Source organism: Streptomyces sp. NPDC057702 (genome assembly GCF_042799315.1).
GTDB lineage: Bacteria > Actinomycetota > Actinomycetes > Streptomycetales > Streptomycetaceae > Streptomyces.
Genome location: NZ_JBHVJC010000007.1, coordinates 154,262 through 167,080, shown reverse-complemented (window position 1 = coordinate 167,080; position 12,819 = coordinate 154,262). Strand labels below are relative to the sequence as shown.

At 73.6% G+C, this 12,819-nt stretch carries 6 protein-coding genes; 5 read left to right on the top strand and 1 reads right to left on the bottom strand.

Annotation, left to right across the window (positions count from 1 at the left end):
• Nucleotides 1-462 precede the first annotated feature (462 nt).
• The 4 genes from ACFVFR_RS07375 to ACFVFR_RS07360 all read left to right on the top strand — a co-directional run bounded on the left by ACFVFR_RS07375 (nucleotide 463) and on the right by ACFVFR_RS07360 (nucleotide 9,504).
• Complete coding sequence (locus ACFVFR_RS07375; protein ID WP_383698713.1) at nucleotides 463-2,064, top strand: cytochrome ubiquinol oxidase subunit I; 1,602 nt, start codon at nucleotides 463-465, stop codon at nucleotides 2,062-2,064.
• Between the two features lie 23 nt (nucleotides 2,065-2,087).
• A complete protein-coding gene (cydB, locus tag ACFVFR_RS07370) occupies nucleotides 2,088-3,092 on the top strand; it encodes a cytochrome d ubiquinol oxidase subunit II (RefSeq protein WP_383698712.1) in 1,005 nt (334 codons plus the stop codon).
• A 255-nt stretch (nucleotides 3,093-3,347) separates the two neighbouring features.
• A complete protein-coding gene (gene cydD, locus ACFVFR_RS07365; RefSeq protein ID WP_383698711.1) occupies nucleotides 3,348-7,409 on the top strand; it encodes a thiol reductant ABC exporter subunit CydD in 4,062 nt (1,353 codons plus the stop codon).
• A gap of 289 nt (nucleotides 7,410-7,698) precedes the next feature.
• Entirely contained in the window at nucleotides 7,699-9,504 is a 1,806-nt protein-coding gene (locus ACFVFR_RS07360) for a GAF domain-containing protein (protein ID WP_383698788.1), read from the top strand.
• A 591-nt stretch (nucleotides 9,505-10,095) separates the two neighbouring features.
• On the opposite strand, the gene ACFVFR_RS07355 is transcribed toward ACFVFR_RS07360, so the two are convergent.
• The gene (locus ACFVFR_RS07355; RefSeq protein WP_383698710.1) at nucleotides 10,096-10,806 is read right to left on the bottom strand and encodes a TetR/AcrR family transcriptional regulator C-terminal domain-containing protein; all 711 of its coding nucleotides are present in this window, start codon (nucleotides 10,804-10,806) and stop codon (nucleotides 10,096-10,098) included.
• 496 nt (nucleotides 10,807-11,302) lie between these two features.
• Here ACFVFR_RS07355 and ACFVFR_RS07350 point away from each other — a divergent pair, with 496 nt between their 5' ends.
• Nucleotides 11,303-12,787 (top strand): MFS transporter, encoded by a 1,485-nt coding sequence (locus ACFVFR_RS07350; RefSeq protein ID WP_383698709.1) that lies wholly within the window; start codon nucleotides 11,303-11,305, stop codon nucleotides 12,785-12,787.
• Nucleotides 12,788-12,819: the final 32 nt, after the last annotated feature.

Here is a 12,819-nt window from a genome sequence, read left to right as displayed (position 1 = left end):
GGTGCCGGGCCGGGCCGGGCACGGGCTTCTGGCTTCGGGCGGGGCGAGTGGGGTTCGCCACAGAGCGGGGGCGGGGGTGCGTGGCGTGGTGGCGTTCGGCGGGTGGCGGGCCGGGGCTCGGCGGGCGCGGATGGGGTCGGCGGGGGCGCGGTGGGAGGGCGGGGGCGGCCTTCCGGAATGCCGTACTCCGCGCTGTTGAGGGGCTGTTCGACGCTTCGCTCGGGGTCGGGAGCGGGCGCTCGGGGTGGGGCGGGGCCACCCGGGTGCGGGCCGTGTGGGGTGGTCCGGGGGGTTGACGGAGGGGCACCCCCCGGTGCGGGGGAGGGAAGGCATGTGCGTCATAATTCCTTGTGAATGTGAACGCGTTCACAAGCGCGCCTGTTGCATCCCCCTTTGACCGTGATCAATGGGGCGGATCGCCTCGACGGCGTGCGGCTCAGCAAGACGGCAAGGAGACACGACGTGGACCTGGCTCTGGCTCCGGAGACCCTGGCACGGTGGCAATTTGGCATCACGACCGTCTACCACTACCTCTTTGTTCCGCTGACGATCAGCCTCGCGGCGTTCACGGCCGGTCTGGAGACCGCCTGGGTACGCACGGGCAAGGAGAAGTACTTCCACGCGACGAAGTTCTGGGGAAAGCTCTTCCTGATCAACATCGCGATGGGGGTCGTGACCGGCATCGTGCAGGAGTTCCAGTTCGGCATGAACTGGTCCGACTACTCGCGCTTCGTCGGTGACGTCTTCGGAGCCCCGCTCGCGATGGAGGCGCTGATCGCCTTCTTCTTCGAATCCACCTTCATCGGGTTGTGGATCTTCGGCTGGGACAAGCTGCCGAAGAAGATCCACTGTGCGTGCATCTGGATCGTCGCGATCGGCACGATGCTCTCCGCGTACTTCATCCTGGCCGCCAACTCCTGGATGCAGCACCCCGTCGGCTACACGATAGACAAGGCGTCGGGGCGGGCCGAGCTGACGGACATGTGGGCGGTGCTCACGCAGAACACCACCCTGGTCGTCGTCTTCCACACGCTGACCGCCGCCTTCCTCACCGGCGCGGCGTTCGTCATCGGCATCGCCTCGTACCACCTGCTGCGTGCCAAGCGCGCCCAGGACCGGGGCGAGGAGATGCCCACCAAGCAGCGGCGGCAGATCGGCGCGATGCGTGCGTCGCTGCGGGCCGCGCTGGTGATCGCGGTGATCGCGGGGCTGGGCACGGCGCTCAGCGGCGACCGGCTCGGCAAGGTGATGTTCGAGCAGCAGCCGATGAAGATGGCCGCGGCCGAGGCGCTGTGGGAGACCGAGGGGCCGGCGCCCTTCTCCGTCTTCGCGATCGGCGACGTGAGCAAGGGCCACAACAGCGTCGAGTTCAGCGTCCCCGGAATACTGTCCTTCCTCGCCCACGACAACTTCTCGGCCTCCGTGCCCGGCATCAACGACATCGCCGAGCAGGAAGCCAAGCTCTACGGCGGCGAGCCCGAGGACTACATCCCGAGCATCTTCATGACGTTCTGGGGCTTCCGTCTCATGATCGGGTTCGGCATGGTCTCCTTCGCCGCGGGTGTGATCGGCCTCTGGACCACGCGGCGAAAGCTGTGGCTCGCCCCCGACAAGCGCACCGGCGAGGACGAGGTGCCACGCCTCATGCTCACCAGGAACCGCGAGATGAGCGCCTACTTCACCACCTGGTCCTGGCGGATCGGCATCCTGACCATGGGCTTTCCGCTGATCGCCAACTCCTTCGGCTGGATCTTCACCGAGATGGGCCGTCAGCCCTGGGTGGTCTACGGCCTGATGCGGACCTCCGACGCGGTCTCCCCCGGCGTCAGCCAGACCGAGGTGCTGATCTCGATGGGCGTCTTCACGCTGCTGTACGGCGTGCTCGCGGTGATCGAGGTACGGCTGCTGACCAAGTACGCCAAGGCCGGGGTCGATGTCGACGAGAAGCCGCCGACGAAGGACCCGAAGCTGCGCTTCCCGAGGCCCGGCGATCCCGGAGCGCCCGGCGGCACGGACGCTGAGGCGGCCGAGGACGCCGACAAGCCGATGACCTTCGCGTACTGACACGGCTGGAACGGAGACCGACCATGCACCTCCACGACGTCTGGTTCGTGCTGATTGCCGTCCTGTGGACCGGCTACTTCTTCCTTGAGGGGTTCGACTTCGGCATCGGCGTACTGACCAAGCTGCTCGCCCGTGACCGCATCGAACGACGGGTGCTGATCAACACGATCGGCCCGGTCTGGGACGGCAACGAGGTGTGGCTGCTGACGGCGGCCGGCGCGACCTTCGCCGCCTTCCCTGACTGGTACGCGACCCTGTTCAGCGGCTTCTACCTGCCGCTGCTCGTCGTGCTGATCTGCCTGATCGTGCGCGGGGTGGCCTTCGAGTACCGGCACAAGCGCAGCGAGGAGAGCTGGCAGCGCAACTGGGAGCAGGCCATCTTCTGGTGCTCACTGATCCCCGCGTTCCTGTGGGGCGCGGTGTTCGCGAACATGGTGCGCGGTGTGCCGATCGGCTCCGACAAGAACTACGCGGGCGACCTGCTCGACCTGACCAACCTGTACGCGCTGCTCGGCGGTCTGGTGACGCTGACGCTGTTCACCTTCCACGGCGCGGTCTTCGCGGCCCTGAAGACCGTGGGCGACATCCGTACCCGGGCGCGACGGCTCGCCGGGTGGCTGGGCCTGGTCGCGGCCGGTCTGGCGACGGTGTTCCTGGTGTGGACGCAGGTGGACTCGGGCGGCACGGGCAGCCTCGTGGCGCTGGTGGTCGCCGTGCTCGCGCTGGTCGCGGCGCTGGTGCTGAACGGCCGGGGCCGCGAGGGCTGGGCCTTCGCCCTCTCCGGGCTGACCATCGCGGCGGCGGTGGCGATGCTCTTCCTGTCGCTGTTCCCGAACGTCATGCCCTCCTCGCTCGATCCGGCCTGGAACCTGACCGCCGAGAACGCCGCCTCCAGCCCGTACACGCTCAAGATCATGACGTGGGTCGCGGGCATCATGACTCCCGTCGTGCTGGCCTACCAGGCATGGACGTACTGGGTGTTCCGGCAGCGGATCGGCACCCAGCACATCCCGGCCGACGCGCACTGAGGGCGGACCCGCCATGAATCGACGGATGAACCGGCCTTCGCGGCGACGCGTGCGCGGCGGGACAGGCCGAGACGCGGACCGAGGGATGACCTGGCGTGGCGGGGCCGGCGCTGGCGCGGTCGGTGTCGTCGGCACCGTCGGCGCCGTCGGGTGGCGCTCGGCTGGTCGGGTGTTTCACGTGAAACAGAGCCCGTCCGTGTTTCACGTGAAACCGGCCGCGCGCGTGTTTCACGTGAAACCAGGTCGGTGTTTCACGTGAAACCCATCGACCCTCGGCTGCTGCGGTACGCGCGCGCCACCCGGTTCTTCCTGCTGGCTTCGGTGGCTCTCGGGCTCATCGGCGCCGGTCTCGTGATCGCCCAGGCGATGCTCATCGCCGAGATCGTGGTGGGTGCCTTCCGGGATGGCGACTCGGTCGGTGCCTTGGCGAGGCCGCTGGCGCTGCTGGCCGGTGTCGCCGTCGGGCGGGCCGTGGTCTCCGCGTTGACCGAGATGGCTGCGCATCGGGCCAGTGCCGAGGTCAAGTCGGAGCTGCGGATGCGTCTGCTGACGCGGGCGACCGAGCTGGGGCCCGGCTGGCTGAGCACGCAGCGGACCGGTGAGCTGACCACGCTCGCCACCCGGGGCGTCGACGCCCTGGACGACTACTTCTCCCGCTACCTTCCACAGCTCGGGCTCGCCGTGGTGGTCCCGGCGGCGGTGTTGGCCCGGATCGTCACCGAGGACTGGGTGTCGGCGCTGATCATCGTGATCACGCTGCCGCTCATCCCGGTCTTCATGATGCTCATCGGCTGGGCCACTCAGCATCGGATGGACCGGCAGTGGCGGCTGTTGTCGCGGCTCTCCGGGCACTTCCTCGATGTGGTGGCCGGGCTGCCGACGCTCAAGGTCTTCGGTCGTGCCAAGGCGCAGGCCGAGTCCATTCGGGCGATCACCTCCGACTACCGTCAGGCCACGCTGAAGACGCTCCGCATCGCCTTCCTGTCGTCTTTCGCGCTGGAGCTGCTGGCGACGCTGTCGGTGGCGCTGGTCGCCGTGGGCATCGGGATGCGGCTGGTCCACGGGGACATGGATCTCTACGCCGGGCTCGTGGTGCTGATCCTCGCGCCCGAGGCGTATCTGCCGCTGCGTCAGGTCGGGGCCGAGTACCACGCGGCGGCCGAGGGCCTGGCGGCGGCCGACGAGGTCTTCGCCGTACTGGAGACCGACCCGGCCGGAGAGGTCGCCCGGGCCGGCGCGGTCCGTGGGGCCGAGGGCTCCCGGCGGCCCGGCGTGGCGGCGGGGCCCGATGCGGCGCGGCCCGGCGCTGTGCCGCCCGGCGCGGAGTCGGTCGGTGGTGCGTCGGAGGGGGACCGGGTACCCGACGCGCGGGCGGCGGCGCTGGTGGTGGACGGGCTGGTGGTGCGACACCCGGGGCGTACCGCACCCTCCCTTGACGCGACCTCGCTGACCGTCGCGCCCGGCGAGACCGTGGCCGTGGTCGGGCCGAGCGGTGCCGGCAAGACGACCCTGCTGCACACGGTGCTCGGGTTCACGGGGCCGGGCCGTGGTGTGGAGCGAGGCACGGTGAGCGTCGGCGGGACCGATCTGGCGGCGCTCTCGGCGGCGGGCTGGCGGGGCTGGCGGGACCAGATCGCCTGGGTGCCGCAGCGGCCCTACCTGTTCGCGGGCACGATCGAGGAGAACGTACGGCTGGCGCGACCGGACGCCGACGACGAGGCGGTGCGGGACGCGCTGCGCGCGGCCAGCGCGCTGGACTTCGTCTCGGCCCTGCCGGACGGGGTGCGGACCGAGCTCGGTGAGGACGGCGCGGGTCTCTCGGCGGGGCAGCGGCAACGCCTCGCGCTCGCGCGGGCGTTCCTCGCCGACCGGCCGGTCCTGCTGCTCGACGAACCGACCGCGAACCTGGACGGCGAGACGGAAGCCCTCGTGGTGGACGCGGTGCGGCGGCTGGCGGTCGGCCGCACCGTGCTGCTGGTCGTCCACCGGCCGGCCCTGTTGACGATCGCGGACCGCGTGGTGCGCGTGGGGCGGGCGGACGGTCCCGCGCCGGCCGACGGACAGGACGCGCGGCCCGCACTCGACGCCTCGGCCCCGGCTCACGGTGTCCGGGCGCGGTCCCGGGGCGCGGGCGAGGAGCGCCGCGACGCGGCGCGGGAACCGGCGTCCGGGCCGGCCCGCACGGCCGGGGAACCCGTGGTGCCGGAGCAGGGGACAGCGGAGTGGTCGACATCCGAGCAGGTGGAGCGGGCGGGGGCGCGGGCGGACCGGGTCGCCGACGCCGGGCCGACGGAGAGGGCCGGAGGCGCGGACCGTCCGGCCGCGTCGCGTGGTGGCTTCGGCCGGGGCCTCGCCCGTGGTGGGGGCGGTGGGCTGGCGCTCGTGCGCGCGGTGGGTCGGGAGCGGCGGGGGCGGTTCGCGCTCGCGCTGCTGCTCGGCAGCCTCGCGCTGGGCAGCGCCGTCGGGCTGATGGCCGTCTCCGGCTGGCTGATCTCGCGGGCGTCGCAGCAGCCGCCCGTGCTGTACCTGATGGTGGCGGTGACGGCGACCCGGGCCTTCGGCATCGGACGGGCGGTCTTCCGGTACGCGGAGCGGCTGGTCTCCCACGATGCCGCGCTGCGCGTACTGGCCGATCTGCGGGTGGCGGTCTACCGGCGCCTGGAGCGGCTCGCGCCCGCCGGGCTGCGCCAGAGCCGGCGCGGTGACCTGCTGTCCCGGCTGGTCGCGGACGTGGACGCGCTCCAGGACTACTTCCTGCGCTGGCTGCTGCCGGTCGGCTCGGCCCTGCTCGTGGGGGTCGCGTCCGTGGGGTTCACGGCCTGGCTGCTGCCGGAGGCGGGCGCCCTGCTCGCGGCGGGCCTGCTGGTGGCCGGCGTCGGGGTGCCGCTGCTGACCAGCGCGTGGGCACGGCGTACTGAGCGGCAGCTCGCGCCCGCCCGGGGCGCGCTGTCCGTACGCGTGGTCGACCTGCTCACCGGCACGGCCGAGCTGACGGTGGCCGGCGCGCTGCCCGCGCGTACGGCCGCCGTGCGACGCGCCGACGGGCTGCTCACCGCGATCGCGCGGCGGGCGTCCGCCGCGGGCGCGCTGGGCGCCGGGCTGACGGCGCTGAGCTGCGGTCTCACCGTCTGCGCCACGGCGTGGGTCGGGGTGCGGGCCGTGGCGGACGGGCGGTTGGACGGGCTGTGGCTCGCGGTCGTGGTCCTCACTCCGCTCGCCGCGTTCGAGACGGTGGCCGGGCTGCCGGGCGCCGTGCGCTACCGGCAGCGGGTGGGCCGGGCCGCCGAGCGGGTACGCGAGGTGCTGGACGCGCCGGCGCCGGTGCGCGAGCCGGAGTCGGCCGCGACCCCGCCACAGCAGCCGTACCCGCTGGTCGTACGGCGTCTGACGGCGCGCCATCCGGGGCAGCGGCGGCCCGCTGTCGACGGCTTCGACCTGGAGCTGGTGGCCGGGCGGCGGGTGGCCGTCGTGGGGCCGTCCGGGTCGGGGAAGACGACGCTCGCCCAGGTGCTGCTCCGCTTCCTGGACGCGGAGGCGGGGACGTACACGCTGGCCGGCGTGGACGCGGCGGGGCTGTCCGGGGACGCGGTGCGGCGGCTGGTCGGGCTGTGTGCCCAGGACGCGCACCTCTTCGACAGCTCGCTGCGCGAGAACCTGCGGTTGGCCCGGCCGGACGCCAGCGAGGACGAGTTGCGGGCGGCGTTGGCCGGGGCTCGGCTGTCGGCGTGGGCCGACGGGCTGCCCGACGGCCTGGACTCGCTGGTCGGCGAGCACGGCGCGCGGCTCTCCGGGGGCCAGCGCCAACGATTGGCACTGGCCAGGGCGCTGCTCGCGGGCTTCCCCGTGCTCGTACTCGACGAGCCCGCCGAGCACCTCGACCTGCCCACGGCGGACGCGTTGACCCGCGACCTGCTCGCGGCCACCGAGGGGCGTACGACCGTGCTGATCACGCACCGGTTGGCGGGGCTCGACGCCGTGGACGAGGTGATCGTGCTGGACGCGGGCCGGGTGGCGCAGCGAGGCGCGTACGCCGAACTGGCCCGCTCCGCCGGCCCGTTCCGTCGCATGCTGGAGCGCGAGCGGGCCACGGAGACCCGGCACCTCACGCATGTCGACGCGGGAGCGTACGACCGGTCGGGCGGCGACGGTGGGTCGGCCGAACTCGCTGGTCCAGGCGGTATGGGCCGCTCGGACGCTCCCGCCGGTCCGGCGGGCCGGGCCGGCTCGGGTGCTCACCGGGGTCCGGCCGGTGGTGTCGGCGCGGGCGTCGGCGACGGTGTCGGCCCGCATGTCGACGCGGGCGCCTCGGCGGTCTAGGTGGCGGGGGCCGGTGTCGCTGCCGGCGTTGGCCGGGTGAGTGGTGGGCGGGGCCAGGGAGGTGGCGCCGGCAACGGGCCGAAGCTCCTCCTTTCCCTGGCAAAAGGGACTAACTACGCTCGTTCTCATGGCACCCACGGGAGCGACCCAGCCCACCGGACCAGCCGACCCCCCGGCCGCGACGGCGGCCACGCCGGGGCCGGCCGCGTCGGGCGGTGGCGGTCACGCGTCGGGTGCCGGGACGGGGACACGGGCCGGCGCTGGGGCGGGTGCCGGGGCGCACGAGTCGTTGGAGGCGGCCACCGCCGCCACGCGCAGCCTGCAGGACCTGCCGTCGGAGCTGACCGCGTGCGTACCGCGCCTGCTGGAGGCGATGCGGTCGGTCGGCACGGGCCTCGACCTGCACGTCACCCTCGACCGGCTGGTGCGGACCGCCGCCGAGCTGGTCGACGCGCGCTATGCCGCGATCGGCGTCGTGAACGCCACGGGCACGCGGTTCACCGACTTCGTCTCCTACAGCGTCGGCGAGGACGCCCGGGAGCGGGCCGCCGAGCTGCCGGCGGAGCCACCGCACCTGCCGAGCGGACTCCTCCAACCGCCCGAACCCGTCCCGCTCGGTGAACTGACGGACGACCCACGGGCCGCGGGGTTCGCCCCGAGCCGGCCGCCGATGCGGACGTTCCTGGGGGTGCCGCTCCGGGCGCAGGGCGAGTTCTTCGGCAACCTCTACCTGGCGGAGAAGAACGGCGGCCCGTTCGACGAGGCGGACCGGCACCTGGTGCGGGTGCTCGCGGTCGAGGTCGCGCTCGCCATCGGCAACGCGCGCCACGACGAACAGACGCGACAGCGCGAGCGCTGGATCGACGGCTCGGTCGCCATCACCACGGCCCTGCTCTCCGCGGGCGACGCGGAGGACGCGCTGGTCGTCGTGGCCGAGAAGGCCAGGCGGCTGGCGGACTCGACGGCGGGGATCGTGCTGCTGCCGACCGAGAGCGGCGGCCTGGAGATCGTGGCGGTGGACGCCGAGGAGCCGGCGGGGCTGCTGGGCACGGTCGTCGCACCCGACGCGCCGATCGTGCCGCACCTCATGGCCGGCGATCCGGTCTTCGTCGAGGACTCGGCGACCGACCCGCGCATGACGACGGACATCTCCGCCCGGTTCGGGCCGAGCATGATGTTGCCGCTCCGCAGCGGCGACCGGGTGCTGGGCATCCTGAGCACGCCGCGCGAACGCGGCGCGCGCCCGTTCACGGAGACCGAGCGGACGCTGGCCACGCAGTTCGCGGCCCAGGCCGCGCTCGCGCTCCTCCTCGCCGAGGCCCAGCGCGACCGAGAGCGGCTCGCGGTGTACGAGGACCGCGACCGGATCGCCCGTGACCTGCACGACCTGGTCATCCAGCGGCTGTTCGCGACCGGCATGATGCTGGAGAGCGCACAGCGCAAGGCGGTCGTACCGCTGGTGCAGGAGAAGATCGGCAAGGCCGTGGACGAGCTGGACGCCACCATTCAGGAGGTGCGCACCGCCATCTTCGCCCTGGAGCAGGGCCCGGCCGAGGCGCCGGCCGGGCTGCGTACGCGGGTGCTGCGGGAGATCGGGACGGCGGCCGTGCCGTTGGGCTTCCAGCCGTCGGCCCGGTTCGTGGGCGCGGTGGACGCGCGCGTGGGGGAGCTGACCGGCAAGAACCTGATCGCGGCGCTGCGCGAGGCGCTGTCCAACGCGTTCCGGCACGCGCGCGCGTCGCGTATCGAGGTGGTCGTGGACGCGACGGTGCGCCTGCCGGACGGCCGTGAGGGGGTGCGCCTGACGGTCGCCGACGACGGCGTGGGCATCGCGGAGGGCGGCCGGCGCAGCGGGCTGCGCAACCTGGCCCGCCGCGCGGAGGCGCTCGGCGGTTCCAGCGGCTACGGACCGGGCCTGCTCCCGGGCGGCTGGGGGCAGGCCGGCGCTGGTGAGGGCGGCGACGCGGGTCGGGACGGCGGGGCTGGCGCTGTCGGCGGGGGCGGTGGCACCGACGAGGCCGCCGCCGCTGGCCGCGAGGGCGGTAGCGGGCATGGGCGTGGTGGGACGACGGTGACGTGGGAGGCACCGCTCTAGCCGGACCGGCGGCCGGGTGGCGGCGGGACCGACGGAGCGAGCGGCGCTTGCGGCCGGCGGTCGGAGCGGTGGCGGGCTCGGTGGCCGAGCGGTGGCGGACCGGTGGGGCGGTGGGTCGGTGGGTCAATGGGGCGGTGTGTCAGCGAACCGGCAGGTCAGCGGACCGGTGGGTCGGTGGTCGAGCGGGGGTGACCCGTGCGGCGGGGCCGGCGAGTTGAACGGACTTCCCCGGTGGTCGGCTCGTGCGCGTGTCGGCCGGGGAGCTCGCCGGGTGCCGGAGCCGGTCGGCGGGCCGCCCGGTTTCACCGGATGTGAAAGCTGTGCGACGGCTGGAGGTTTGACAGCCGTGTGCGCGCCCTCGCGTCCGCATCGGTGCAGCTGGCGGCCGGTAGCCGGCCCTGGTCGGGCCGGCGGGGCGGGCACGTGGGCTGGGGTGTGCCGCGGTGCCCGGAGCGCGGGGCCGCTGACCGCCGGGGGCGAGCGCGTTGAGCCGTCGAGCGGCCTCACCCGAGTCGCTCACATCGCGCGCTCCGCCAGGCGGGTCGGCGCAGCGCGCGGTCAGCGCGGGGCGGCCGGGGCCGTGGCTGTTGGTCAGGGTGTTCGCGCAAGCTGCGCCGCGAGGCCGTCGAGGAGGAAGTCGAGGCCGGTGGTGAAGCTGCCGTCCCAGTCGTCGTCGTAGAGGTAGCCGCGCTCCGCGAGGGTCGGGTAGCGGTCGCTGTTGGCCCGCAGTTGTTCCTGGCCCACCCGGCGCTCCTCGTCGGTGATGTGCAGGGCCGTCTCGGCGGCGGCCGAGCCCATGACGTGGTTGTAGAGCGCCCACGTCGCCGCGGACAGGCCCTTGTCGGTGAAGCCCGCGCGCACCAGCGTGGCCTGCAGGATCTCCATCCAGGCCAGGAAGTGCGGGCCGATGGTCGGCCGGCGCCGGGCCGGGACCGCGGCGGCCCAGGGATGGCGGAGCAGCGCGGCCCGCCACGCGGTGAGCACCGTGATCACCTCCGCCCGCCAGTCGGCGGAGCCGTCCGTGGCCGGGGGCACCTCGCCGAAGATCGCGTCCACGGCGAGATCGATGACGTCGTCTTTCGTGTCGACGTGCCAGTACAGGGACGGGGCCATGACGGTCAGCCGTTCCGCGAGCCGGCGCATGGTGAGCCGCTCGATGCCCTCCTCGTCGAGCAGCGCGACGGCGGCCTCGACGATGCGCGCGCGGGTCAGCGGTGGCTCGCCGCGCGCGGTGCGGCGCGGTCGCAACCACACGCTTCGTACGTCGCCGTCGCCGCTTCGCTGGCCGCGTGCTCCGCCCACGGTGTTCCTCCCTTTCGCTCGGCGCCCCGGGCGCCCTGGTCGTTCCGCTGCTGCCTGCTGCCTGCTGCCTGCTGCCTGCTGCCTGCTGCCTGGTGCCGCGTACCAGGCGTACCGGCGTACGGCGTACCACGGGCCGGCGTACCGCGTACCGCGTGTCGCGTGGTGTCCGACGTGGGTGGTGTCGGGTCCGTCGCTGGTCGTCCTGTGGCCTGGGTCGTCGGAGGCGGCTTCGTTCGCGTGCGGAGGGTGACCGCACCCGACCGCTTCCGGCGCCCTGGTGCCCCGTCGTTCCTCGCGGCGAGGGCCTGCGGCCACCCGTCGCGAGCGCCCGCCGCGAGGGCTCGTGGTGCGTGCAACCGGCTGCCCCGAGGGGCGCGTTCGCGAGCGTACGTGGCGCGCCGTTGGCGACCCGGACCGGTCCCGTCAGTGTAGTACGGTGTTCGCCGTCTCTAACGTTGTTCGGCAAGCCCATACATTGTTAGGCGGTATCTGGGTCATGGAAGACACGCCGGGAGAGCCGGTCTCAGCGGGGCGGCGGCGGTGGTGGACGCTGCTGGCGGTCAGCACGGCGCAGCTCCTCGTCGTCCTGGACGGCACGATCGTGAACATCGCGCTGCCGTCGGCGCAGCGCGCGCTCGACATGTCGGACGCCAGCCGGCAGTGGGCCATCACCGCCTACGCGCTGGCCTTCGGCGGCCTGCTGCTGATCGGCGGGCGCGTCAGCGGCGCGCTGGGGCACCGCCGTACGTTCCGCGTCGGGCTGCTGGGCTTCGCCGCCGCGTCCGCGCTGGGCGGGGCCGCCGCCAACTCCGAGATGCTGTTCGGGGCACGGGCGCTCCAGGGCGTGTTCGCCGCGCTGCTCGCGCCGGCCGGGCTCTCGCTGTTGACGATCACCTTCACCGAGGCCCGGGAGCGCGGGCGCGCCTTCGGCGTGTTCGCCGCCGTCGGCGCCGCGGGCTCGGCGCTGGGCCTGGTCGCGGGCGGGTTGCTGACGGAGTACGTGAGCTGGCGTTGGTGCCTGTACATCAACGTGCCCCTGGCGCTGCTCGCGGTGGCTGGCACGGCCCTGGTGCCGCGTGACAGCCCGGCCCGGGACGGCGGACGGCTCGACGTCGCGGGAGCCCTGCTCAGCGCGGCCGGGTTCGCCGCCCTCGTCTACGGCTTCAACGAGGCCGAGGCGCACGGGTGGGGCTCGGTCGAGGTGCTCGCGCCGCTGGTGGGCGGGGTGGTGCTGCTGGCCGCGTTCGCCGTCGTCGAGTCGCGGGCCACCCACCCGCTGCTGCCGCTCCGCGTGCTCGTCCACCGCGCCCGTGGCACCGCGTTCGCCGCGATCACGCTGATGTTCGTCGCGATGTTCGGCTTCTACCTGTTCATGAGCTACTACACGCAGACGGTGCTCGGCTACTCGCCGGTCGAGGCCGGCCTCACGTTGATCATCAACGCCGTGGCCGCGCTGCTCGGCTCCACGCTGATCGCCGGCAAGCTGCACGGCCGCGTCCCGCCCGCCGCGCTGATCCTGCCGGGCCTGCTCGCGGCGGCGGCCGGGATGTTCCTGCTGACCTGGCTGACGGCCGACAGCTCGCACATCCTGCCGCTGTACCTGACGCCGGCGCTGGTCCTGACCGGGCTCGGGCTCGGCTGTGTCATGCCGCCGACCGCCAGCCTGGCCACCGCCGACATGCCCTGGCGCGACATCGGCGCCGCCTCGGCGGCCTACAACGCGGCCCAGCAACTCGGGGCGGCGCTGGGCACCGCCCTGCTCAACACGGTGGCGGCCAGCGCCGCCGCGTCCTACCTGGCCCGACCGGGCCACCGCACACCGACCGCGGCCACCGTGCACGGTTACACCACGGCGCTCATGGTCGCCTTCGGCATCCTGCTCGGCGCCGCGTGCGTCGTCGCGCTGCTGACGGTCACCGGTCGCACGCGTACGCCCGCGATCTCACACGACCGGGCGGAGGAGGCCGCTCCGCTCCCCTGACGGACGGGGCGCCCGACGCGGGTCACCCGACG

Bases quoted from the DNA above. Each gene is read 5' to 3' on its own strand.
- cydB (WP_383698712.1), top strand. From the start codon at position 2,088: ATGCACCTCCACGACGTCTGGTTCGTGCTGATTGCCGTCCTGTGGACC.
- ACFVFR_RS07350 (WP_383698709.1), top strand. From the start codon at position 11,303: ATGGAAGACACGCCGGGAGAGCCGGTCTCAGCGGGGCGGCGGCGGTGG.